Source organism: Streptomyces sp. NPDC012510, assembly GCF_042955065.1.
Lineage (GTDB): Bacteria > Actinomycetota > Actinomycetes > Streptomycetales > Streptomycetaceae > Streptomyces.
In genome coordinates this window covers 1-23,371 of sequence record NZ_JBIBEN010000014.1, presented here as the reverse complement: position 1 = coordinate 23,371, position 23,371 = coordinate 1, and the positions used below count along the sequence as shown (strand labels likewise).

The window sequence follows — 23,371 nt, the reverse complement described above, 5'->3', positions numbered from 1 at the left end:
ATCATCCTATGATTCTATGATGGGAGTCATGGCGAGCGAGGAAACCCTGACGCGAGAGAACACCCCTGAACGAGGCACCCCCGAACGTGGCACCTCCGAACGTGGCACCCTCGCACGAGCCACGCGCGAACGGGACCGGGCCGAACCCTCGGCGTCGTCCACGCGCGCGTGGACGACGCGGCTGGTGGTCGTGGGCATCGTCCTGACCGCCCTCAACCTCCGTCCCGCCATCACCAGCCTCGGCGCCCTCCTCGAAGAGGTCCGCGCGGGACTCGGTATGAGCGGCACCGTCACCGGGCTCCTCACCTCCGTACCGCCGCTCTGCTTCGCCGTCTTCGGCGTCATGGCACCCCGGCTCGCCCGCCGCTTCGGGCCCGCCGCCGTCGTCTGCGCCGGCATGGCCGCCATAGCCACCGGCCTGCTGATCCGCCCGTACGTCGGCGGCACGGCCGGATTCCTGGCCGCGAGCGCCCTCGCCCTGATGGGCATCGCCGTCAGCAACGTGCTCATGCCGGTCATCGTCAAGCGCTGGTTCCCCGACCGGGTCGGCTCCATGACCGGCCTCTACTCCATGGCCGTCGCCATCGGCACCTCGTCCGCCGCGGCCGTCACCGTGCCCATGACCGGGGCTCTGGGCGGCGGCGACTGGCGGACGGGCCTCGCCGTCTGGGCCGTCCTCGCGGCGGCGGCCGTGGCGCCGTGGCTGCCGTTCGTACGGGACCGCGGCGGGCGCTCCAACGAGCGGAACGGGGAATCGTCGACCCCCGTACCCGAGGAAGGGCCCGCGCCACGGATCACGCGCAGCCGCACCGCCTGGGCGCTCGCCGTGTTCTTCGGGCTCCAGGCGACCGCCGCGTACATCACGATGGGGTGGATGGCGCAGATCTTCCGGGACGCGGGGGTACCGGCCGACACGTCGGGGCTGCTGCTGGCCGTCACGATGGTGATGGGCGTGCCCCTGGCCTTCGTGATCCCGCGGCTCGCCACCCGGCTGCCCCACCAGGGGCCGATCGTGGTCGCGCTGGGGGTCTGCGGCCTTCTGGGATACGGCGGCCTCTATCTCGCCCCGGCGGCCGGCGCCTGGGCCTGGGCACTCCTGATCGGCATCGCCAACTGCTCCTTCCCGCTCGCGCTCACCATGGTCGGCATGCGGGCCAGGACCGGTGCGGGGGTGGTCAAGCTGTCCGCCTTCGCGCAGAGCACGGGCTATCTGATCTCGATCCCGGGCCCGCTCCTCGTCGGCGTCCTCTACCAGCACAGTGACGGCTGGGGCCTGCCGCTCGCCCTCATGGCCGCGCTGATGCTCCCGCAGATCGCCGCGGGCATCCTCGCGGGCCGCGACCGTGTGGTGGAGGACGAGGCGGCCCGCTGAGCCGTGTGGACCCCCGGCCGCGCCGCTGGACCCCGGCGGCTGCACCGGGCGGCAGGGGTGCGAGACTGTGGCCATGCCAGTGCTCGACCCGAACCCCCAGAACGGCCAGAAGAAGATGCTCCTGGTCTTCGGCTCGTTCCTTGCGATCTTCCTCGTCATCGGCATCATCGCGGCCATCGCCGCGCCGTGACCCGGCCCGTCGCCAGACGCCGTCGGAACGATGGTGGGGTTGGCCCCCCATCCCCTAGGGGGAGGGTCTCAGGGTGAAGTGGGTGGATCACCGGATGGGCCGGGCCGCCGGGATTCCGTAGTTTCGAGGTGTGGCCGCAGGGGACCCGCGAGGGCCCACGGAGGACGGGCCACACAGGACTCGCAGACCACGGAGGCGGCATGTCGGCCCGTACGCACACCCGGCCCCACCCGGCGACCACGACGGGCGTCGAGATGCGCCTGCCCTGGTGGGCGCTCACCCTCCCCGCCCTCGGCTTCGCCGCTCTTCTGATGGTGATCCTCAACCCCGCCCAGGCCCAGGCGGCCGGCGGCGATCCCGCGATCGCCCACCTCCTGGAGCGCATACAGCAGGCACTGCTGAGCCACACACGGTGACGAGCCCCCCGACGCCCGACAGTACATGTACCGATGTCGGGTATCCGCACTTCAACTACCTGCGCCCCATGGCCTGTTTCGTGCGAAGCTGGGACGCATGAGCGTCGCAGAACCCCGCAGGATTGTCCTCTTCCGGCATGCGAAGGCCGACTGGCCACAGGTTTCCGACCACGAGCGGCCGCTCGCCGACCGGGGCCGCATGGACGCCGCCGTCGCCGGACGCAAGCTGGCCGATGCCGGCATCCCCTTCGACCTTGCCCTCTGCTCCACCGCTGTCAGGACCCGCGAGACCTGGAAGCTGGCCGTGCACGAACTGGCCGAGCGACCGAAAACGGTGTACGAGGAGCGGATCTACGAGGCCTCGCCCGGCGAGCTGATCGCCCTGCTCAACGAAACCCCGGACGACGCGCAGAACGTCCTCCTGATCGGCCACAACCCCGGAATCCAGGGCCTCGCCGACATCCTCGCCGGCAGTGCCGACGGAGACGCCCGCGAGCGCATGACCCGCCACGGCTTCCCGGCCGCCGCCTTCGCCGTGCTCACCTTCGAGGGACCCTGGAAGGGCGTGGAGCCCGGCACGGGCACTCTGGCCGAATACTGGGCACCGACCGAGTAACCCCGACGGCACGGCCCCCGGCACCCCGACCGACGGCGAAGGCCCGGCACCCCCGCGGATCCCCCGCGGTGCCGGGCCTTCGCCGTGCGTACGAGCGGCGGCACTCACCCGCCGCAGGCGTGGCGCTGTCCGTCCGCCGGCCGCCGCCGGGGGCTGCCCGTCATCGATGCGGCTGCCCGTCACCCTCACGGAACGCGGACACGGAGAGCGAACACGGAGCGGACACGGAGCGCGAACGCGGAGAGCGGGTGGGAGACAGGGCGCATGCCGATCGCCGCCCGCCCGCCACTACATCCGCACACTCGTCACTCGTCGTGCATGTCCGCCGCCTCGACCTCTTCCCGGGTCACCCCGAGGAGATAGAGGACGGTGTCGAGGAAGGGGAAGTTCACCGCCGTGTGCGCGGCCTCGCGGACGACCGGCTTGGCGTTGAAGGCGACCCCCAGACCGGCCGCGTTGAGCATGTCGAGGTCGTTGGCGCCGTCGCCGATCGCCACCGCCTGGGCCAGCGGCACCCCTGCCTCGGCGGCGAACCGGCGCAGCAGCCGCGCCTTGCCCGCCCGGTCCACGATCTCGCCGACGACCTTGCCGGTGAGCTTCCCGTCGACGATCTCCAGCGTGTTGGCCTGCGCGAAGTCGAGCCCCAGCCGTTCCTTGAGGTCGTCCGTGACCTGGGTGAACCCACCCGAGACGACACCTACCTGGAAGCCGAGCCGCTTCAGCGTACGGATCAGCGTGCGCGCCCCGGGCGTGAGCCGCACCTCGCTGCGCACCTTCTCCACGACCGAGGCGTCGAGCCCCTCCAGCAGCGCCACGCGCGCGTGCAGCGACTGCTCGAAGTCCAGTTCGCCGCGCATCGCGGCCTCCGTGACCTCGGCGACCTCCTTCTCGCATCCGGCGTGCGCCGCGAAGAGCTCGATCACCTCGTCCTGGATGAGCGTGGAGTCCACGTCCATGACCACCAGCCGCTGAGCCCGCCGGTGCAGCCCCGCCGCGACCACGGCCACGTCCACGCCCAGCGCCACCGACTCGGTCACCAGTGCGGTCCGCAGCTTCTCCGGCTCCGTACCGGACACCGCGAACTCGACGGCCGTCACCGGGTACTTGGCCAGCCGGAAGATTCGGTCGATGTTGCCGCCGGTCGCGGTGATCCGGGCGGCGATACGGGCGGTGGACTCGGCGGTCAGCGGGTGGCCCAGCACGGTGACGTGCGAGCGGCCGAGACCACGGGGCCGGTTGTCGCCCTTGCCGGAGATGATCTCCGCCTGCATCTTCATGGACTCCGCCCAACTGTGGACGGTCGCCCGCAGGTCACCCTCCTGCCCGGCGGGCGGCTCGGTCACGAGCGCGCACAGCACGATCCGGCCACGGGTGACGACCTGCTCGATGTCGACCACGTCCACGGAGTACGCGGCGAGGGTTTCGAACAGCCCGGCGGTGATCCCCGGCCGGTCCTTGCCGAAGATCTTGACGAGGAGAGTGGGGATGTTAGCGGAGGTCTGCGAAGCGCTCATGATGTGCCAACCGTATCCGGCGCCCCGTGCCTTTTGCCCCTGAGGTCCGCCCAGCGGACGGAGAACACTCGGTTACCGGCCGCTGAAGCGCAACCGGATCGTGTACGACAGCCCGGAGCGCCCCCTCCTCCATAGCCCTCCGTCATGGGGGCCTCAGCCCCCGTCATGGGGGCCTCAGCCCCCGTCATGGGTGCCTCGGCCCCTGTCACGGGTACATCAGCGCGTTCGGGGTCCCCGAGGGGGTGGAGGCGGCGGCGGTGGCCCCTCGTCCGGTGGCGGCGGTGGAGGAGGTGGCGGCGGTGGCGGTGGCCAGGCACCCGACCCCGACCTCGTGCGAGACCCCGACCCCGCTCCCGACCCCGTCCCTGCCCCCGGTCGCCGGGGCGGCGGAGTGAACCTCCGCACCACCGTCGGCGCCCCGTACACATCCGGCGGTTGCCGCGCCCCTGAGCCTCCCGGGTCCCCTCGGCCGCCGGAACCTCCGGAGGCGCCGGAATCTCCGGAGGCGCCGGAATCTCCGGAGGCGCCGGAACCCCCCGACTCTCCCGTGCCCCTTCCGCCCCCGCCCCGCCCAGACGCCCCCGGCGGCCCCCGCAACCCGTCCGGCAGCCGCAGATACGGATTGGTGTCCGGGTTCGGCGGGCGGTACGGCGTACCCGGTGTGTACGGTCCCGAGGGGGAGGCCGTCGCACGGGTCACGTGGACCTCATGACTCCCGGCAGCGGTGGCCCCCGCCCCGCCACCTCCCACCTGTCCCCGAGCCAACGGCGAGGCCCGCCGTCCGGCGGCCCCCGTCGCGCACGCCAGCAGCGCCCCGGCGGCCCCCGCACCCGCACCCCACAGCGCACCGACCACCAGGGCCGTCGACGCCTGTCCGCGCAACTCGATCCCCGCGTCGAACGCGTCGATACCGAACACGGCCAGCGAGGCGTCCACCGACACCTCGGTCAGCAGGACGAGCAGCGGCAGTGCCACCGCCGTCGCGACGCCGAGCCGAAGAGCGCAGTGCGCGGCGAAGCCGCACGCACCTCCACCCCGTGCGTCCGCACCCGCCGAGCCCCCGGCGGCGACGGCAGTCGAGTGCCGTACAAACGGCGTACGGGCGGCGGTCAGGACCCCGGCGTACACCATCGTCAGCGCGGCCGCGACGCCCAACAGCCAGACACGGCCGTCCAGTTCGGCCAGACGGCCGAGGGTGACGGGCTCGTTCGCGTCGATGCGGAGCAGTTCGTCGAGCGGGTCGGGCAGGAGGTCGGCCAGTGCGCCGGTGGCCTTGCCGTCCCAGGGGACGAACAGGCCGACGGGGACGCCCAACCAGACGCCGTTGGGGGCGCCCAGGAGGGCCGCGCCGGCGATCCGCCCGGGGTGGGGATCGCCGATCGCGGCGTACGCCGCCGCCGCGAGCCCGGCCAGGACCGCCGTCAGGCCCACGGTGACCAGCGCGGAGACGGCGGGCCGTACGACCCGGTGCACGGCGCCGAGGCCGGCCGGCAGGGGAGTGCGGCGCGAGGCCAGCAGCGCGACGAGCAGCACTCCGGCGCACCAGAGAAGGCCGCCGAGCAGGGTCGGCACGGTGTCGACCGTGAAGCCCACCCGGGCGTTCGCGTCCGCCAGGTCCCCGAGCCGGTCCGGCAGCAGACCGCCGCCGATGTCCCTGAGGTCGCCGAGCCCGGGGATCTCGACGCCGTCGAAGTCGCCGCCGCCCGGCAGTTGTCCGTCGATCCCCGGCTCACCACCGTCGAGGGTGACGACGGCGTCTCCGGCCCGGGCCAGGCCGCCCATCATCGCCACGAACAGAACCAGCACCGCGCCCGTACGCACGAGGAGTTCGGCGGGCGTCACCACGACTCCCGCGCCCCGCAGGGACCGTAGGAAGAACCAGGACAGCAGCAGCGCTCCCACCAGGCCGACGCCCAGTGGCGTGATCTCGATGGCGGTGGTCGCCTGAGCCCCTTCCAGGCCAAAGACGGACACATCGCCGGACGGTGTCACCGACCCGCCCGCCCCGAGCGCCACAACCGCCGCCGTCATGGGCCCCAGTTCGCCCGCCGAGTCGGCCTCCAGCAGACGCAGTCCGAGCGCCGCCGTGCCCGCCATCCCGATCAACGCCCAGCTCACAGCGGCGATCGCGGAGAACAGCACCTCCCCCCACGGCACGCTCCCGCCCTGGCCCACAGTCCGGTCGCTCATGGTCGGACCCCCCGATCCGCATCGCGGCGTTGCACCGCTGATGTCCCCCTCGCGGGGGATTACCACTCTCCGGCCCGGTTTCGGCCCCGTCAACGGGGCCCGGCGAAACCCCCGTACGCACTCTTCACAAGGCCCGACTTTCGGTCAGGGGGCCGAGCCTGAAATAGTTCCCTCCGATGTTCGACATCCCTAGACTCCCTGTGATGGGGGTAACTCGGGGGACAACTCAGTGGGGCTGGAGTGCCGGAACTCGTACTGGAATTGAACGGACAAACCTGGACGCTTGATCCGTCCAGGACATATATCCTCGGACGTGATCCGCAGGGGGACATCGTGTTCGACGACGCCAGGGTGTCCTGGCGTCACGCCACGATCAGCTTCAGCGGCCGTAGTTGGGTGATCGAGGACCACGGCAGCACCAACGGCACCTTCGTACAGGGCCAGCGCATCCACCAGTTGGAGATCGGCCCCGGCTCGGCCGTGCACCTGGGCAACGCGACCGACGGCCCGAGACTCGACCTCTCCGGCGCCGCCGTGGCCCAGCCGCAGCAGCAGCCGTACGCCGCCCAGGGCGCGAGCGCCGGATACGCCGCCCAGCAGGCCCCGCAGCAGCAGGCCCCGCAGGCGGGATGGCAGCAGCCGCAAGCGGCCCAGGTCCCGCATCAGCAGGGCCCGGCCGAGGCCTACGCGCAGAAGGATCCCGGTGGTGGCGCGGGGGCGCCGCCGGTCTACGGCGACCGCAGCCCGACCACGTTCCACCACCTGGCCCTCGGCCGCGTCATGCGCATCGGTCGTGCGCTGGAGAACGACCTGGTCGTCTCCGACCTCCAGGTCTCGCGCAACCACGCCGAGTTCCACGCGACGCCCGACGGCCGCTTCGAGATCCGCGACCTCGGCTCGCACAACGGCACGTTCGTCAACGGTATGCCGATCGCCAAGGGCGGCACGGCGCTCCTCGGCCCGAACGACATCGTCGGCGTCGGTCACTCGACGTTCCGCATCGTCGGCGACCGCCTCGAGGAGTTCGTCGACACCGGTGAGGTCTCCTTCTCCGCGCGCCACCTGACGGTCACCGTCGACGGCGGCAAGCAGATCCTGAAGGACGTCTCCTTCGGCGTCCCGGAGAAGTCGCTCATCGCGGTCATCGGCCCCTCGGGCTCCGGCAAGTCCACCCTGCTGAAGGCGCTCACGGGCTACCGCCCCGCCAACCAGGGTGACGTCCTCTACGACAACCGGAACCTGTACAAGCAGTTCGCCGAGCTGCGCCAGCGCATCGGTCTGGTCCCGCAGGACGACATCCTGCACAAGGAGCTGACCGTCAAGAAGGCCCTCAAGTACGCGGCCAAGCTCCGCTTCCCCGCCGACACCACGGCAGGTGAGCGCGAGGCCCGCATCGACGAGGTGCTGCGCGAACTCAAGCTCGACATCCACAAGGACAAGAAGGTCACCTCCCTCTCCGGCGGCCAGCGCAAGCGGGTCTCGGTCGCCCTGGAGCTGCTGACCAAGCCGTCGCTGATCTTCCTGGACGAGCCGACCTCCGGCCTCGACCCGGGCATGGACCGCGACGTCATGCAGTTGCTGCGCGGCCTCGCCGACGACGGCCGTACGGTCCTGGTGGTCACCCACTCGGTGGCCGAGCTGGCGATCTGCGACAAGCTGCTCGTGATGGCGCCGGGCGGTTCGGTGGCGTACTTCGGTCCGCCCGAGGAGGCCCTGAACTTCTTCGGCTACGAGACATGGGCCGATGTCTTCTCCGCCTTCGAGAACTACCGCGACTACGACTGGGCGGGCCGCTGGAAGGGCTCGCAGCACTACCAGATGTACGCCGCGGACATCGACGCCGTCGCGCCGCAGTCGGTGCACATGCCGCCGCCGCAGTCGATGCGCCCGCCGAAGCCGCAGAGCTGGCTCTCGCAACTGGGCACCCTGGTCCGGCGCTATGTCTCCGTCATCGCCTCCGACAAGGGCTTCCTGGCGCTGACGGTGATCCTGCCCGCCGTGCTCGGCGCGGTCAGCCTGCTCATCGACCCGGACAAGGACCTGCTGGTCAGGCAGCTGAACCCGGCGACGGGCATGCCCATCCCGAACGGCACGGCCACCACGGTGCTGCTGATCCTCGCGGTCGGAGCGTGCTTCGCGGGTGCCGCCAACTCCGTCCGTGAGCTGATCAAGGAACGGGTGATCTACGAGCGGGAGCGTGCGACCGGCCTGTCGCGCTCGGCGTACCTGATGTCCAAGGTGATCGTCCTCGGCGCGGTCACCGTGTTCCAGGGCGCCATGGTCGGCGCGATCGGCTTCTCCAGCCGGACCATCCCGGACGACGCCCTGATCTTCGGCGACGGCAAGGTCGCCGTCATGCTGGAACTGTCCGTCCCGATCATGGGGCTCGGCTTCACGTCCATGATGTTCGGCCTGGTCATCTCCTCGCTGGTGAAGACCGCCGAGAAGACGATGCCGCTGCTGGTCATGTTCGCGATCGTCCAGGTCGTCTTCACCGGCTGCCTCTTCGCCCTGCACGGCAGCCTTGGCGTCAACGAGTTCTCGTACCTGATGCCGTCGCGCTGGGCGGTCGCCGCCGCCGGCGCAACGCTCGACTTCAACAACATCAGCCCGCCCAAGGAAAAGGGCGACACCGACCCGCTGTGGGACCACACGGCCGGCGTCTACGCCTTCGACATGATCGCCCTGATCCTGCTCGGCGTCGTCTGCGGAATCCTCGTGGCACGCTTCCTGCGCCGCCACGAGCCGGAGGTCATGCGGAAGTAGCCCGGGGGCACGGACGTACGAAGGGCGGCACCCGCACCGGGTGCCGCCCTTCCGCGTTCTCAGAGCCCCGCGGGCATCAGTACGCGCTGTTGACGTTGTCGATCGAGCCGTAGCGGTCGGCCGCGTAGTTCGCGGCGGCCGTCAGGTTGGCGACCGGGTCGTACTGGCTCCAGGCCGTGCCCGCGACGTGGTAGGCGTCGAAGGTCGGCTTGATGACCTGGAGCAGACCGATCGAGGGCACGCCGTTCTGGGCGTTGATGTCCCAGTTGTTGATGGCACGCGGGTTGCCGGACGACTCCCGCATGATGTTCTTGTGCAGGCCGTGGTAGGTGCCCGGGATCTTGTGCTTCTTCATGATGTCGAGCGCCTCACGGATCCAGCCGTCGAGGTTGTTCGGGTACGACTTCGCGGCAGCGGCCTTGACCTGGGCGGCGCGCTTGGCGGACCGGCTGGCGGCCTCCTTCTTCGCGCGCTCCTGCTCGGCCTTCTTCTTAGCCGCTTCCAGAGCCGCCTTCTTGTCCGCGTCGGCCGCCTGGTCGACGACGCTCGCCTTGACCGCCGTGGCCTGGTTCTGGCTGAACGCCACCGGAGCCGCGGACACCGTCTTCGCGGAGGTCTGAGCCTCGGCCGGCACCAGCGAGAACGCGAGCGAGGCGGCGCCTACGGCGGCCACTCCGGCGAACGACAGCTTGTGGGTCTTGGTCAGGGCGATACGGCGGACGAGGGTGTTGGCGTTCATGGGCATGCGTGATTGACCTCTTCGAATAGCGCGGAGGTCGCTCTCGGGCCGGTTCAGGACACTGCTCTTCCAGCGCAAACGCCGCGGGGGAATCCGCGGCGTCGAGCGACGACAACCATTCTTAGCGGCCGCAAAATTGCGTGGCAAAGGTGTGACGTACGAAGCTTCATAGTTGGCGCGGAACGGGCAAAACGGGACAGAGTGGCGCGTCTGCCCCGCTCAAACCCCTACATTCAACTCCTAAAGAAGGTCGTACGTGATGCGCACCCTATGCGCGGGCTCACATCGAGGTCACCCGGCTTTCACTGGCAGTTGCTGGAGCAATGCACTATGTGAGCCTCTTCCGGCAGTATCAGATGCACATCCCCGAACTCGTGCCACAAGTAGTGCCCGCCGACCGCCGCCTCGTACGCCCGGTCGACCGCCGCCCGCCCCGCGATCGCCTCCAGCATCAGCAGATGCGAGGCCTCCGGCTCGTGCAGCCCGGTCAGCAGCCCGTCGACCACCCGCACCCCGTGCTCCGGTGTCACCACCAGATCCGTCCAGCCCTCCCGCCCCCGGACGACACCGTCGGGCCCGGTGGCCGACTCCACCGCCCGCACCGCCGTCGTCCCCACCGCGACGACCCGCCCGGCATCCGCCCGGGCCGCGTTGATCATCCGCGCCGAGGTCTCCGGCACCGCGTACCGCTCCGGATACGGGGGCTCGTGCGCCTCGGCCGAAGCGACCCCGGTGTGCAACACGATCGGCGCGAACCGCACCCCCCGGCTCACCAACTCCGTCACCAGTCGAGTCGTGAACGGGCGCCCCGCACTCGGCATCTCCGCGCTCCCCGCCCCGCTCTGCGACGGCAACGCGAACACCGTCTGGTACACGGACAGCGGCTGGTCCCGCTCCGTGTACGCGTAACGGATGGGCCGCCCGTGCTCCCGGAGCACCCCGACGACATCCGCACCCGACACCCGGGCCCACCACAACCGCTCGCCCCGCTCGCTCAGCGGTTCCTCCAGGACCAGCCGCCCGCCCCCGGGAAGCCACACCAACGTTCCCGCCGGACCGCCCGCACGCGCGCGCGTGGTGCCGCGCCCGTCCGGATCCCGCAGCTCCACGGCCCACCGCCCGTCATCGCCCCGCGTGGAGAAATGCACCACCACGCGCGCGTGCCCGATCACCCCGTCCACGGCCGCCGCCAGCGTCGGCGAGGTGTTGACGACCAACAGATCGCCCGCCCTCAGCAGCCCCGGCAGCTCCGTGAACTCGTGGTGCGCGACCTCGGTACCGCGCGAGACCAGCAGCCGTACGCCGTCCCGGTCGAGCCCCGGCCCGCGCTGTTCGGCCGGCACACGCGCGTGCAGCCCCTCCGGAACACGCACCGCCGTCGTGGTCATCGCCCCTCCAGCAGGGCCGTCGCCCTGTAGCGACCACTGGCAGGCCGCTCGTCGAGCAGCCGCAGGAACGCGGGCACCACCTCGGCCGGCACCGGCCGCGGACCGTCGTCGTCCGGTGCGGCCGCCGCGTACAGGTCCGTCGCCATGTCACCGGGATCGACGGCCCACACCCGAAGCCCCGGCTCCTCCGCACCCAGCACCGCCGACAGATGGTCCAGCGCCGCTTTCGAGGCCCCGTACCCGCCCCAGGTCTCGTACGCCTCGGCCGCCGCGTCCGAGCTGACGTCGATCACCGCGCCCGCACGGGAGGCCCGCAACAGCGGCAGCGCCTCCTGGACCAACCCCAGCGCCGCGACCACATTGACCTCCAGGGCCCGCCGCAGCCCCTCCAGCGCCAGCCCCTCCAGCCGTACGAGCGGCTCGGAGCCCAGCGCGCTCGCGTTGTTCACCAGCAGGTCGACCCCGCCCAGCCCACGCGCCGCCGCCACCAAATCCGCCCTGTGCCCGGCGTCGGTGACATCCCCCGCCGGCGCCTCCACCCGCGTCCCGTACGCCGACAGCTCCTTCGCCGCCTCCGCCAGGACATCAGCGGTTCTGGCGTCGAGTACGAGATCCCACCCGCGCCGGGCAAGCGCCCCACCGAGCGCCCGGCCCAGCCCCTTCGAAGCCCCCGTGATGATCGCTACCGGCATGACGTCCGTCCTCTCGTCCTCGGCCGCCTCCCGACCGGGTCGGCGGTGACCTCAACGTAGGAACGGAGCCGCCCCCGCCGCCTCGTACGCGGGCCGCATAGCGCCGGGGCCCTTCGCCCTAGGCCGCCGGACGGGGGCACGAGTCCTAGTCCCAGGGCCTACGTCCGAGGGACCGTGCAGTGCCTCCGCCCGCCCGATCCGCGGTGTCGGACCCCGCCGGTACGGTGAGGTCATGAGTCAAGGTCCACGGTCCGGTCTCGCCGCGGTCAGCTCCGCGCTGCTGGCCATGAGCAGGCACCTGGAGGTCCGTGACGTCCTCAAGACGATCGTCGCCTCCGCGCGTGAACTGCTCGACGCCGAGTACGCCGCGCTGGGCGTCCCCGACGACCACGGCGGTTTCGCCCAGTTCGTCGTCGACGGCGTCAGCGACGCCCGGTGGAAGGCCATCGGCCCCCTCCCGCGCCAGCACGGCATCCTCGCCGCGATGCTCCACGAGGCCACCCCGGAGCGCCTGGCCGACGTCCGCGAGGACCCCCGCTTCGAGGGCTGGCCCAGCGCCCACCCCGACCTCGTCGACTTCCTCGGCCTGCCCATCCGCGACGGCGACGAGGTCATCGGCGCCCTCTTCCTCGCCAACAAGCGGTGCCCCAGGACCGAGGGCGGCTGCGGCTTCACCGAGGAGGACGAGGAGCTCCTGTCGATCCTCGCCCAGCACGCCGCGATCGCCCTGACCAACGCCCGCCTCTACGAACGCAGCCGCGAGCTGACCATCGCCGAGGAGCGCTCCCGGCTCGCCCACGAACTGCACGACGCCGTCAGCCAGAAGCTCTTCTCACTACGCCTGACCGCCCAGGCGGCCGCTGCCCTGGTCGACCGCGACCCCTCGCGCGCCAAGGGCGAACTACAGCAGGTCGCCGCCCTGGCCGCCGAGGCCGCCGACGAGCTGCGTGCCGCCGTCGTCGAGCTGCGCCCCGCGGGCCTCGACGAGGACGGCCTGGTCGCCACCCTGCGCACCCACGTCCAGGTCCTGGACCGCGCCCACGGCGCTCACGTCACCTTCTCCGGCCGTGGCGCCCGCGCACTGCCCGCCGCCCAGGAGGAGGCCATGCTGCGCGTCGCCCAGGAGGCGCTGCACAACGCCCTGCGGCACTCGGGAGCCGAGCACGTCGACGTCACCCTCGACCGGCGCGGCGGCGGAGCCGTCCTGCGTGTCACGGACGACGGCGACGGCTTCGACCCCCGGGCCGTACGCCGCGCGGGACGCCACCTCGGCCTGGTCTCCATGCGCGACCGCGCGAGCGGGGTCGGTGGCCGGCTGACGGTGGAATCGGCGCCCGGAAAGGGCACCACGATCGAGATGGAGGTCCCCGGTGGCTGACGCAATCAAGGTGCTGCTCGTAGACGACCACCAGGTGGTCCGGCGCGGTCTGCGTACCTTCCTGGAGATCCAGGACGACATCGAGGTCGTGGGAGAGGCCGCCGACGGTGCCGAAGGAGTCGCCCGCGCCGAGGAGCTTCGGCCCGAGGTCGTCCTCATGGACGTCAGGATGCCGGGCATGGACGGCGTCGACGCACTGCGCAAGCTCCGCGAACTCGACAACCCCGCGCGCGTGCTCGTCGTCACCAGCTTCACCGAGCAGCGCACGGTCGTCCCGGCCCTGCGCGCCGGCGCCGCAGGATACGTCTACAAGGACGTGGACCCCGACGCGCTCGCCGCCGCCATCCGCTCCGTGCACGCCGGACACATCCTGCTCCAGCCGGAGGTCGCCGGTGTGCTCCTCTCCCAGGAGGAGGCCACCTCCAGTCAGGGGAGAGGCGGTTCACTGACCGAGCGGGAGCGTGAGGTGCTCGGCCTGATCGCCGACGGCCGCTCCAACCGCGAGATAGCGCGCGCCCTCGTCCTGTCCGAGAAGACGGTCAAGACGCATGTCTCCAACATCCTCATGAAGCTCGACCTGGCGGACCGGACCCAGGCGGCGCTCTGGGCGGTACGGCATGGTGTGACCGGATGATGAATCGATCGTCCGGGAATAGGGAAGGTTCCGCTCCGGTCTGAGATTCATACCGTCGGGTGTATGTCCCCCGGACGGCGCATCCTCGCGGGGCCCCTCGCCGTTCTTCAGTGCGTGCTGCGTGCGACCGCCGCAGTGATCGCGAGGAAGGGCTCAAAGTGAAGAACCTGAAGAAGGCCGCCGCTGTCACGATGGTGGCCGGTGGCCTCGTCGCCGCCGGTGCCGGTATGGCTTCCGCCACCGACGGCGGGGCGCACGCCGACGGCAAGGCCATCGGCTCGCCGGGCGTCGTCTCGGGCAATGTCATCCAGGCCCCGGTCGACATCCCCGTGAACGTGGTCGGCAACAGCGTGAACGTGGTCGGCATCCTGAACCCGGCCTTCGGCAACCTGGGCGTCAACCACTGACGCTCCCACCCCGGAGCACCAGCGACCACCGGCTCTCCAGGCGCCCCTGGAGGGCCGGTCCGGCGTAGCTGCGGGCAGTCGTGCCGCTGGGGCGGCACGGGTGGGCACATCGGCACACGGCAAGCCCCGGTGAGCGCCCCCCACCCCCGCCCAGCCCGAACCGCCGGGCCCAGCGCACACCCAGGGCTCACCGCACCCAGCGCTCACCGCATTCGCGAGGCTCACGCATTCAGCGCTGTCCGGCCCGACCCGCCGGGCCCAGCGCACACCCAGGGCTCACCGCGCACCCAGCGCTCACCGCACCCAGCGCTGATAGCCCGACCGCTAACGCTCCCGCTCCTCCACGAACGCGTTGTACGCCGCCACCTGCGCCCGCCGGGCCACCCGCTCGACCGGCCGCAGCGCAGCCGTCCGTGAGGCCATCTCCGACGCGCTCACGGCACCGCCCTGACCGTTCTCGAAGGCCACCGAGATCAGCAACCCCACCCGCTGCGCCAGTTCCAGCACCCGTACCGCACGCGGCGGATACCCGGGCGCCAACACCTCCCGCCCTCGCTCGGCCCGCGCCCGGTACGCGTCGATCGCCGCCTCCGCCACCGGCCCGGACGCCGCCACGTCCAGCCGTGACAACACCGCGGTCGCCTCCCGCAACGCCTCCGCCAACTCCCGCTCCGCCTCCCCGAGGGACGGCACATCGGCGGGCGGCGCCTCCCGCACCTCCAGGCAGTGCCAGACGACCTCCACGTGCTCATCACCCGAGGGCCCCACCGAGTACACCTCCGGCACCAGCCCCAGCGCACCCCCGTGGCAGACGACCGCCTCCTCCGCCTCCAGCGCCCGCTTGTTGAACTCCGGCGGCCCGCTCAGCCCCAGCGGATGCCCCGGCGCCGGCAGGGCCACCCGCAGCCCGCTCATCCCGAGCGCCCGCAACCGTCCCAGCGCGAGCGTCAGACCGACGGGCCCCGACTCACCGGGCAATCCCTCCACCCGGTGCACCGCGTCCTCCCCGACGATCGCGAGCACCGCGCCATCCGGTGAGACAAGTCCGGCAAGAAGGGCATTACCCCATGAGGTGAGGCGCCCTGATCGTGGTTCGGAGAGCATGCCCCCACCCTAAGGACCGACCGATGGAATGGACCGACCGACCGGTGGCGTAGATTTCCCTGAGGGCTGCGCCCACCCGGCGGTGGCTCCAACCACAGGCGTACCCGACAGCCGAGACAGGCCGACACTGCAAGGGGAGACAGCGCGCTCATGAGCGATGTTCTGGAGCTGGAGGACGTATCCGTGGTCCGCGAGGGCCGGGCTCTGGTGGACCAGGTCTCCTGGTCGGTCAAGGAGGGCGAGCGCTGGGCCATCCTCGGCCCGAACGGCGCCGGCAAGACCACCCTCCTCAACATCGCGTCCAGCTACCTCTACCCCAGCAAGGGCACCGCGACCATCCTCGGCGACACCCTCGGCAAGGTCGACGTCTTCGAGCTCCGCCCCCGCATCGGCATGGCAGGCATCGCCATGGCGGAGAAGCTCCCCAGGCGCCAGACCGTCCTGCAGACCGTGCTGACCGCCGCGTACGGCATGACGGCCACCTGGAACGAGGACTACGAGGAGATCGACGAGCTGCGCGCCCGCGCCTTCCTCGACCGCCTCGGCATGACCGAGTACGTCGACCGCAAGTTCGGCACCCTCTCCGAGGGCGAGCGCAAGCGCACCCTCATCGCCCGTGCCCTGATGGCCGACCCCGAGCTGCTGCTTCTCGACGAGCCCGCCGCCGGCCTCGACCTCGGCGGGCGTGAGGACCTCGTACGCCGTCTCGGCCGCCTCGCCCGCGACCCGATCGCCCCCTCCATGATCATGGTCACGCACCACGTCGAAGAGATCCCCCCGGGCTTCACCCACGTCCTGATGATCCGTCAGGGCAAGGTCCTCGCCGCGGGCCCGCTGGAGCTGGAGCTCACCTCCCGCAACCTCTCGCACTGCTTCGGCCTCCCGCTCGTCGTGGAGCAGGTCGACGACCGCTGGACCGCCCGCGGCCTGCCGCTCACCTGACCTTCGACTTCTTCGACTTCTCCCGATCTTCCGCCTGTCGGGTGCTCACGGTCCACAACCGGGCTCAGGAGCACCCGACTTGGCATCCCTCCGCACGCGATCTTTGACCGTGCGCTCTGTTCGGCGGCACGATCGCGGTTCTACCATGGCCGTTGTGGACAGCATCGACGCATGGGTGTGGTGGCTGATCGGCGCGGCCGGGCTCGGGATCGCCCTCGTCGTGACCGCGATGCCCGAACTGGGAATGCTCGCTCTGGGCGCCGTCGCCGGTGCTGTGACCGCGGGGCTGGGCGGTGGTGTCGTACTCCAGGTCGTCGTCTTCGCGGTCGTCTCCGTCGCGCTCCTCGCCGTCGTACGGCCCATCGCGGCCCGGCACAGATCCTCGCGGCCCCAACTCGCCACCGGTGTCGACGCCTTGAAGGGCAAACACGCCGTCGTCCTGGAACGGGTCGACGGCACGGGCGGCCGCATCAAGCTGGGCGGCGAAGTCTGGTCCGCCCGCGCGCTCGACACCGGCCAGGCCTTCGAGGTGGGTCAGGAAGTGGACGTCGTGGAGATCGAGGGAGCCACGGCGATCGTCATGTGACCTCGCACGATGTGGTCACGAGGCGATGACGCAATGACCTGAACGACCCACCAGGCAGACGCGGTTCTGCCAGACTCGACCAGCAAGATCTTCAACAGTCCGAACAGGCATAAGATCTTCAGGAAGCGCCACGGCGGAGAAGGGCACGGGGAGCAACGATGGAACCGATCATCATCGTCCTGATCATTCTGGTGGTGTTGGTCTTCATCGCCCTGATCAAGACCATCCAGGTGATCCCACAGGCCAGCGCGGCCATCGTCGAGCGGTTCGGCCGCTACACGCGCACACTCAACGCGGGCCTCAACATCGTGGTCCCGTTCATCGACTCCATCCGCAACCGCATCGACCTCCGTGAACAGGTCGTGCCGTTCCCGCCCCAGCCGGTGATCACCCAGGACAACCTGGTCGTGAACATCGACACCGTCATCTACTACCAGGTGACCGACGCCCGGGCCGCCACCTACGAGGTCGCCAGCTACATCCAGGCGATCGAGCAGCTCACTGTCACCACGCTGCGCAACATCATCGGTGGCATGGACCTGGAGCGGACCCTGACCTCCCGCGAGGAGATCAACGCAGCCCTGCGCGGCGTCCTCGACGAGGCCACCGGCAAGTGGGGCATCCGCGTCAACCGCGTCGAGCTGAAGGCGATCGAGCCGCCGACCTCCATCCAGGACTCGATGGAGAAGCAGATGCGCGCCGACCGTGACAAGCGCGCCGCGATCCTCACCGCCGAAGGTACGCGCCAGGCGGCCATCCTCACCGCCGAAGGTGAGAAGCAGTCCCAGATCCTGCGCGCCGAGGGTGAGGCCAAGGCCGCCGCCCTGCGCGCCGAGGGCGAGGCCCAGGCCGTCCGCACGGTCTTCGAGGCGATCCACGCGGGCGACCCGGACCAGAAGCTCCTCTCCTACCAGTACCTCCAGATGCTCCCGAAGATCGCCGAAGGCGACGCCAACAAGCTCTGGATCGTCCCCAGCGAGATCGGTGACGCACTCAAGGGCCTCTCCGGCGCCATGGGCAACTTCGGCGGCCTGGGCGGCGGCCCCACCATCCCCAAGCCGGCCGACGGCAACAGCGAGCGCCGCGAGAAGCCGGCCATCGACTGAGAGCACGACTTTGGGCCCGCCTTCGAAAGAAGGGCGGGCCCAGACATCTTCAGGGCGTGGTGACTGCGCGATCAGCCACAAGGGACCCGCAGTCCGCGCACCACAGCAACCCGAACGGCGTTACGCGGCACTCTGCGACAGCCAGGCCGGCAGCGCGTCGAAGTCGTCGTGCCCCAGAGACAGCAGCATCGCATCCGCCGGCGTCGGCTCGAACGGCTGCCGCAGCAGCGGCATACCCGCCTGCTCCGGAGTCCGGTCCGCCTTGCGGTGGTTGTCCTCGGCACAGGAAGCCACCGTGTTCAGCCAGGTGTCGCCACCACCCCGCGAGCGCGGCACCACATGGTCGACGGTCGTCGCCCGCCTGCCGCAGTACGCGCACCTGTGCCGGTCCCGTACCAGGACCCCCCGCCTCGACCACGGCGCTTGTCTTCGGAACGGCACCCTCACGTACCTGCAGAGCCTGATCACCCGGGGCGCCGGTATGTCGACCGCGGCTCCGCGCATGCGCAGTTCGGGGTGGGTCTGCTCGACGACGGCCTTGTCCTGCAACACCAGAACGACGGCTCGGTTGAGCGTCACCGTCGACAGCGGCTCGAAGCTCGCGTTCAGTACCAGCGTGTCCCGCATTCCAGCCCACCTCCTGTGCACCAGCCCGCTCCCCGGCAGGCTTGGATCAACTGTGGCCGGGCATGCCGAGATGGACAACGCAATAAAAAATGCCCGCCTCTGATCACTTCCAAGACCAGAGGCGGGCAAACGTTCAATGAACGTCCGGCTTCGTTACTCTTCCGCCACAGCGGCGTACTCGCCGATGAGTTGAGCACGTGCCAGGGTGTGGAACCGCAGGTTGAATCCGACCACGGCGGGAGAAGCGTCCGAATCCGGGCCGAGCTTCTCCTGGTCCACGGCGTAGACCGTGAACACATACCGGTGCGCCGGATCCCCGGGCGGCGGCGCCGCCCCGCCGAAATCCTTCGTCCCGTAGTCGTTGCGCGCCTGGACGGCGCCCTCGGGCAGCCCCTCGAACTTCCCCGAGCCCGCGCCCGTCGGCAGCTCCGTCACCGACGCCGGGATGTCGAACACGACCCAGTGCCAGAACCCGCTGCCTGTGGGGGCGTCGGGGTCGTAGCACGTGACGGCGAAACTCTTCGTCTCCGGCGGGAAGCCCTCCCAGCGCAGCTGCGGCGAGGTGTTCCCCTCCGCGTGCACCTGAGCGTCCTTGAGCGTCGCACCGGCCTCGACGTCCTCGCTCGCGACCGTGAAGGACGGCACGACCGGGTGGAAATCGTGGGGGAGCGGCGGCCTCTTCGACTCGGTCACCTCGGTACCTCCTGGTGGATCCGGGGTAGGTGTGGTTCCAGTTGCATCGAGCCTAGAACCAGCTCCGCTTGCTGCCGACCTCCGACAGCCACTGGTTCAGGTACGCGGCCCAGTCCGTGCCCTGGTAGTCGTGCAGCCCCACCTTGAACGCGCGGAACGAGTCGCTGCCCTCGGTGAACAGACCCGGCTTCTTGTCCATCTCCAGGACGACGTCCATCTCCCGCTCGTCGGCGACGAAGCTCAGCTCCACCTGGTTCAGGCCGTGGTACTGCTGCGGCGGGTAGAACTCGATCTCCTGGTAGAACGGCAGCTTCTGCCGCGTCCCCCGGATGTGACCGCGCTCCAGGTCGGCGTTCTTGAAGCGGAAGCCCAGTTGGATGAAGGCGTCCAGGATGGCCTGCTGCGCCGGCAGCGGGTGCACGTTGATCGGGTCCAGGTCACCGGAGTCGACCGCACGGGCGATCTCCAGCTCGGTGGTCACACCGATGTTCATGCCCGGCAGCGTCTGCCCCTGGATCGTGGTGACCGGCGTCTCCCACGGGATCTCCAGCCCGAACGGCACCACATGCACGGCCTCGGCCTTCAGCTCGAAGGCACCCCCGAGCCGCTGCTTGGTGAACTCGATGTCCTGCTTGTACTCCTGGTCGTTGCCCTCGACCTCCACCTTGGCCTGCAGTCCGACGGACAGCGCCTCGATCTGCTGGTCCACGGAGCCGCCCTGGATCCGCACCTCACCCTGGACGACACCACCCGGCACGACATTGACCTCGGTCAGCACCGTCTCCACCGAAGCGCCACCGGCTCCCAAGCTCGCGAGCAGCCGCTTGAACCCCATGTCTGTTCCTCCCGTCAGGCAATGCCTGTGTATCTGAGTGGTTCCGTGTTCTGTGTGGTGTGGATCGCTCTGTGTGGCGTGGATCCTTGATCCCTACAAACGCAAACCGACGGCGACCGGTTCCGCCCCCTCCCTCCTCCAAACCCTTGCAAGGAGGGCGCTCCCTCGCCACCCGCCGACACGCACCCGTCTGGACTACGCTCGTACGCCATGATCGCGAGCCCTGACCGTACGCCCCTCGCCCGCGAGTTCTTCGACCGCCCCGTGCTGGAGGTGGCACCGGACCTCCTGGGACGCGTCCTCGTACGCACGACTCCGGACGGTCCGATCGAACTCCGCCTCACGGAGGTCGAGGCCTACGACGGTGCGAACGACCCCGGCTCCCATGCCTATCGCGGTCGCACCGCCCGCAACGGCGTGATGTTCGGTCCCCCCGGCCATGTGTACGTCTACTTCACCTACGGAATGTCAAGGCGATCAGCATGAACGTTGCTTTCCTTGCCCGCCTTGCTGAAGAAGTCGCCCCCGAGCTGCTCGGTGCCATCCTCACCCACGAGACCCCCGAGGGAACCGTGAGCATCACCATCACGGAGACCGAGGCGTACTCCGGTACGGCCGACCCAGCCTCCCACGCCTACCGGGGCAGGACACCCCGCAACGCGGTCATGTTCGGGCCCGCAGGACATTTGTACGTCTACCGGTCTCACGGTCTCCATTGGTGCGCCAACATCGTCACTGGAACAGACGGCATCGCCTCGGCCGTCCTCATCCGCGCAGGCAGGGTCATCGAAGGGGAAGACCTGGCACGCAAGCGGCGAGGGGCGAAGGTCGAGAGCCCACGCCTTGCGCGGGGTCCGGGGAACTTCTGCCAGGCGCTGGGCGTCACGGCAGAGCACAACGGCACAGACCTGCTGACGGGCGCCTCGGTCGCCCTGTCCGAGGGCGAGCCAGTACCCGCTGCGCTCATCCGGGTTGGCCCTCGGGTGGGCGTGAGTAGAGCCCACGACTGGCAGCACCGCTTCTACCTCGCCGGTGATCCAACAGTCTCGGCGTACCGACTGAGCCCGAGAGCCAAGCCGTCCGCCGGAGCCTGAGCCGCTGTGCGCCTTGCTCACGGCTCGCCGGTGAGTCGGCGCGGAAAGTTGGGCCAGAAGATGGGTGATCGCTCGCGAGCGTGGCGCGTGGCGCGTTCCATCGCCATGCTGGCGGCTCTGGGGCTCCTCTCTCTGGTGACGGTCGCCGTTCTGCTGCCGACCTCGAGTCCGGAAGAAGAGCCCGCCGCCTACGGAACCCGTCCCGACATCCGCCGGTTCGGGATCGTGCCGGCGGCCGGGACCCTGTCCGCCACCGGGGCATTCGCGGGATACACCTACATCGTCAAGTTCCTCGGAGACGTGAGCGGGTTCTCCCCGAGTATGGTCAACGCCCTGTTCGTGGCCTTCGGTGCCGCGTGTCTGGCCGGGGTGAGTATCACCGGGGCCCTGCTGGACCGCTCATGCACTCGACGTCGATCGCCGTGCTGTCCGTCGACGGCTCCGCTTCCACTCGCAGTGCAGGCACTTCGCCTCAAAGGTCACGTCCGTGTCCGGATGCTGCGTGATCCGGTGCGTCACGAACCGCAGGACCGTACGCACCATCACTCGGCCCCGTGGTCTTCCCGGAGGTGCGTGCGGAGCACGACGTTCGCGGCCGTCGCCTTCGAGTAGTCGCCGACCGATCGGGCGTTGGCTCGGGTCACGGCCACGCCGAGGCACTGCCGACAGCCCGCGACGGGGTTCGGGTCTCCCTCCGGAAGGGGCAGGTTCACCGGCCCTGCCATCGTCGTCTTGGGTGTGCTCATCCGTACGACCTCCCGACTGTTCGCCTGCCGAAGGATGATCCCCCGGGGTGCGCACGGGATGGCGCTTCAGTCGCGTAGTCGACTGAAGTCATGCACGGCAAGCGGCGGACCACTCGGCGAGCCGTGCTCGAAGGTCTTCGCCGAAGAGGGCGTGTTCCTCGTACCCGGCGAACTCCTTCAGGCACGCCTGAACATCTCGGCCGTCGCGGAGTACGAGACTTCCCGCCGTCGTCTCGATGGTGACCAACGCGGCGTCGTAGATGGTGAACGTACTCAGAGGGATTCGGGGCGTCGGTGTCCCTACGGGGATCACCCCGATCTGAACGTTCGGGAGGTAGGACAGGGACGCCAGCCGGTCCATCTGCTCGGCCAGTGCCAGTGGGGAGACGACCGGCCAGCGAACCGCCTGCTCGGTCAGAACGAACGTGAACCGCTTCGAGGCGTCGTAGAGGACGGCTTGCCGTCCCAGCTTCCCGGCGACGGCCTTGCTCGTGTCGGCCGTCGAGTGGGCCAGGCTCGCCCGTACGTACTCAGACTGGGCTCCTTCGGCTCCTTCGGCTCCTCGGTTGTGGCCGGGCTGACGCCCGGCACCTGACCGAGACGACTCGCTGACTGCCCCGCCCTTCCCGGTCTCAGGTTCCATCGGAACCCGGAACCTGCCCGTAGCGGTTGCGTGCCGGCGAGAGCACCGTGGGCGCCGACCTCGCCCGCAAACGTCGAATCTCAGCCCGAAACGACAAGGAACTGGCCAAAGGGCCCGCGCGCTTGGCTACGGCCCTGGACGTGGACCGAGCACTCGACGGCACGGACGCCTGCGCCTCCGACTCCTCGCCCCTGACGGTCCTCACCGGCACTCCCGTCAGCCCTGACCAGGTACTCAACGGTCCACGCACCGGCGTCTCCGGGGACGGCGGAGTTCACCCGTGGCGCTTCTGGATCGCCAACGACCCGACGGTCAGCCCCTATCGGGCCCGCGTCCCCCGCAGGCGCTCAACTTGACTCGCCCCTGGGCGATCCGTAACGTAGCCCGAGCCGCTTGAACCGGTTACGGCGATCAGCCAGCAGCCGAGAGCGGCCAACCCACTACCTACAACATCCCCTCGGCGGGGGCGCATTAGGCATGCCCTAATTCCAGCCCGCACCACTCAATTATGAGTTGCCGAGGGAATCGGCTAACGTAGTGAATGTCGAAAGGCCGCAAGGGAAACCGCGAGGCCCCAAGGCAAATCCCGCCGACAGGGAATCGGATCGGAAAACGATCTGATAGAGTCGGAAACGCAAGACCGAAGGGAAGCGCCCGGAGGAAAGCCCGAGGAAGTAGCTCGGGTGAGTACAA

Annotated in this window: 23 protein-coding genes and 2 pseudogenes; 14 read left to right on the top strand and 11 right to left on the bottom strand. The window is 70.1% G+C overall.

From position 1 onward, the window contains the following. The first annotated feature begins 28 nt into the window (after positions 1-28). The 4 genes from ACFY9I_RS25145 (at position 29) to ACFY9I_RS25130 (ending at position 2,594) form a co-directional block, all read left to right on the top strand. Complete coding sequence (locus ACFY9I_RS25145; protein ID WP_391005246.1) at positions 29-1,372, top strand: CynX/NimT family MFS transporter; 1,344 nt, start codon at positions 29-31, stop codon at positions 1,370-1,372. 73 nt (positions 1,373-1,445) lie between these two features. Further along, a complete protein-coding gene (locus ACFY9I_RS25140) occupies positions 1,446-1,562 on the top strand; it encodes an SGM_5486 family transporter-associated protein (RefSeq protein ID WP_391005244.1) in 117 nt (38 codons plus the stop codon). 200 nt (positions 1,563-1,762) lie between these two features. Next, positions 1,763-1,978 (top strand): hypothetical protein, encoded by a 216-nt coding sequence (locus ACFY9I_RS25135; RefSeq protein WP_391005242.1) that lies wholly within the window; start codon positions 1,763-1,765, stop codon positions 1,976-1,978. 97 nt (positions 1,979-2,075) lie between these two features. Continuing rightward, positions 2,076-2,594 (top strand): histidine phosphatase family protein, encoded by a 519-nt coding sequence (locus ACFY9I_RS25130; protein ID WP_391005240.1) that lies wholly within the window; start codon positions 2,076-2,078, stop codon positions 2,592-2,594. Positions 2,595-2,899: 305 nt separating this feature from the next. Here ACFY9I_RS25130 and serB read toward each other — a convergent pair whose 3' ends face one another. Together serB and ACFY9I_RS25120 are read right to left on the bottom strand one after the other, a co-directional pair. Next, complete coding sequence (gene serB, locus ACFY9I_RS25125) at positions 2,900-4,108, bottom strand: phosphoserine phosphatase SerB (RefSeq protein ID WP_391005238.1); 1,209 nt, start codon at positions 4,106-4,108, stop codon at positions 2,900-2,902. A gap of 216 nt (positions 4,109-4,324) precedes the next feature. After that, positions 4,325-6,298 carry a streptophobe family protein gene (locus ACFY9I_RS25120; RefSeq protein ID WP_391005236.1) on the bottom strand — a complete coding sequence of 658 codons (1,974 nt, stop codon included), beginning with the start codon at positions 6,296-6,298 and terminating at the stop codon, positions 4,325-4,327. 240 nt (positions 6,299-6,538) lie between these two features. Here ACFY9I_RS25120 and ACFY9I_RS25115 point away from each other — a divergent pair, with 240 nt between their 5' ends. Continuing rightward, positions 6,539-9,064: an FHA domain-containing protein gene (locus tag ACFY9I_RS25115; RefSeq protein ID WP_391005234.1), complete on the top strand. Its 2,526-nt coding sequence runs from the start codon at positions 6,539-6,541 to the stop codon at positions 9,062-9,064. 76 nt (positions 9,065-9,140) lie between these two features. Here ACFY9I_RS25115 and ACFY9I_RS25110 read toward each other — a convergent pair whose 3' ends face one another. The 3 genes from ACFY9I_RS25110 to ACFY9I_RS25100 all read right to left on the bottom strand — a co-directional run bounded on the left by ACFY9I_RS25110 (position 9,141) and on the right by ACFY9I_RS25100 (position 11,883). Then, entirely contained in the window at positions 9,141-9,809 is a 669-nt protein-coding gene (locus ACFY9I_RS25110) for a transglycosylase SLT domain-containing protein (RefSeq protein WP_391005232.1), read from the bottom strand. Positions 9,810-10,105: 296 nt separating this feature from the next. After that, positions 10,106-11,191, bottom strand: a complete 1,086-nt coding sequence (locus ACFY9I_RS25105) for an S-adenosylmethionine:tRNA ribosyltransferase-isomerase (protein ID WP_391005230.1) — start codon at positions 11,189-11,191, stop codon at positions 10,106-10,108. Next, positions 11,188-11,883 carry an SDR family NAD(P)-dependent oxidoreductase gene (locus tag ACFY9I_RS25100; RefSeq protein ID WP_391005228.1) on the bottom strand — a complete coding sequence of 232 codons (696 nt, stop codon included), beginning with the start codon at positions 11,881-11,883 and terminating at the stop codon, positions 11,188-11,190. The genes ACFY9I_RS25105 and ACFY9I_RS25100 overlap by 4 nt, the downstream gene beginning before the upstream one ends. Positions 11,884-12,115: 232 nt before the next feature. Here ACFY9I_RS25100 and ACFY9I_RS25095 point away from each other — a divergent pair, with 232 nt between their 5' ends. From ACFY9I_RS25095 to chpE, 3 genes are all read left to right on the top strand, one after another. Continuing rightward, entirely contained in the window at positions 12,116-13,261 is a 1,146-nt protein-coding gene (locus ACFY9I_RS25095) for a GAF domain-containing protein (protein ID WP_391005226.1), read from the top strand. Continuing rightward, positions 13,254-13,895, top strand: coding sequence for a response regulator (locus tag ACFY9I_RS25090; RefSeq protein ID WP_391005224.1), 642 nt, complete (start codon positions 13,254-13,256; stop codon positions 13,893-13,895). The genes ACFY9I_RS25095 and ACFY9I_RS25090 overlap by 8 nt, the downstream gene beginning before the upstream one ends. Before the next feature lie 158 nt (positions 13,896-14,053). Then, positions 14,054-14,302, top strand: coding sequence for a chaplin ChpE (chpE, locus tag ACFY9I_RS25085; protein WP_391005222.1), 249 nt, complete (start codon positions 14,054-14,056; stop codon positions 14,300-14,302). 324 nt (positions 14,303-14,626) lie between these two features. On the opposite strand, the gene ACFY9I_RS25080 is transcribed toward chpE, so the two are convergent. Further along, on the bottom strand, positions 14,627-15,406 hold the full coding sequence (locus ACFY9I_RS25080; RefSeq protein ID WP_391005220.1) for a hypothetical protein: 780 nt from the start codon (positions 15,404-15,406) through the stop codon (positions 14,627-14,629). A 150-nt stretch (positions 15,407-15,556) separates the two neighbouring features. Between ACFY9I_RS25080 and ACFY9I_RS25075 the strand changes: the two genes are divergently transcribed. The 3 genes from ACFY9I_RS25075 (at position 15,557) to ACFY9I_RS25065 (ending at position 18,040) form a co-directional block, all read left to right on the top strand. After that, the gene (locus ACFY9I_RS25075; protein ID WP_391005218.1) at positions 15,557-16,348 is read left to right on the top strand and encodes an ATP-binding cassette domain-containing protein; all 792 of its coding nucleotides are present in this window, start codon (positions 15,557-15,559) and stop codon (positions 16,346-16,348) included. Between the two features lie 154 nt (positions 16,349-16,502). Continuing rightward, positions 16,503-16,934 carry an NfeD family protein gene (locus tag ACFY9I_RS25070; RefSeq protein WP_391005216.1) on the top strand — a complete coding sequence of 144 codons (432 nt, stop codon included), beginning with the start codon at positions 16,503-16,505 and terminating at the stop codon, positions 16,932-16,934. A 158-nt stretch (positions 16,935-17,092) separates the two neighbouring features. After that, positions 17,093-18,040: an SPFH domain-containing protein gene (locus ACFY9I_RS25065; protein ID WP_391005214.1), complete on the top strand. Its 948-nt coding sequence runs from the start codon at positions 17,093-17,095 to the stop codon at positions 18,038-18,040. Between the two features lie 120 nt (positions 18,041-18,160). On the opposite strand, the gene ACFY9I_RS25060 is transcribed toward ACFY9I_RS25065, so the two are convergent. The 3 genes from ACFY9I_RS25060 to ACFY9I_RS25050 form a co-directional block, all read right to left on the bottom strand. Next, complete coding sequence (locus tag ACFY9I_RS25060; protein WP_391005212.1) at positions 18,161-18,667, bottom strand: HNH endonuclease; 507 nt, start codon at positions 18,665-18,667, stop codon at positions 18,161-18,163. A 153-nt stretch (positions 18,668-18,820) separates the two neighbouring features. Next, positions 18,821-19,360, bottom strand: a complete 540-nt coding sequence (locus ACFY9I_RS25055) for a YbhB/YbcL family Raf kinase inhibitor-like protein (RefSeq protein ID WP_391005210.1) — start codon at positions 19,358-19,360, stop codon at positions 18,821-18,823. A gap of 52 nt (positions 19,361-19,412) precedes the next feature. Next, complete coding sequence (locus ACFY9I_RS25050) at positions 19,413-20,195, bottom strand: sporulation protein (RefSeq protein WP_391005208.1); 783 nt, start codon at positions 20,193-20,195, stop codon at positions 19,413-19,415. 210 nt (positions 20,196-20,405) lie between these two features. Here ACFY9I_RS25050 and ACFY9I_RS25045 point away from each other — a divergent pair. After that, positions 20,406-20,665: pseudogene (locus tag ACFY9I_RS25045) on the top strand (DNA-3-methyladenine glycosylase); the annotation flags it as partial. Positions 20,666-20,677: 12 nt separating this feature from the next. Beyond that, entirely contained in the window at positions 20,678-21,289 is a 612-nt protein-coding gene (locus ACFY9I_RS25040; RefSeq protein WP_391005604.1) for a DNA-3-methyladenine glycosylase, read from the top strand. A gap of 542 nt (positions 21,290-21,831) precedes the next feature. Here the strand turns inward: ACFY9I_RS25040 and ACFY9I_RS25035 are convergent. Both ACFY9I_RS25035 and ACFY9I_RS25030 read right to left on the bottom strand, forming a co-directional pair. After that, positions 21,832-22,035, bottom strand: coding sequence for a hypothetical protein (locus ACFY9I_RS25035; RefSeq protein ID WP_391005206.1), 204 nt, complete (start codon positions 22,033-22,035; stop codon positions 21,832-21,834). A gap of 88 nt (positions 22,036-22,123) precedes the next feature. Next, on the bottom strand, positions 22,124-22,678 hold the full coding sequence (locus tag ACFY9I_RS25030) for a Scr1 family TA system antitoxin-like transcriptional regulator (RefSeq protein ID WP_391005204.1): 555 nt from the start codon (positions 22,676-22,678) through the stop codon (positions 22,124-22,126). Between the two features lie 26 nt (positions 22,679-22,704). Between ACFY9I_RS25030 and ACFY9I_RS25025 the strand changes: the two are divergent. After that, positions 22,705-23,034, top strand: a pseudogene (locus ACFY9I_RS25025) (DNA-3-methyladenine glycosylase); the annotation flags it as partial. Positions 23,035-23,371 lie beyond the last annotated feature (337 nt).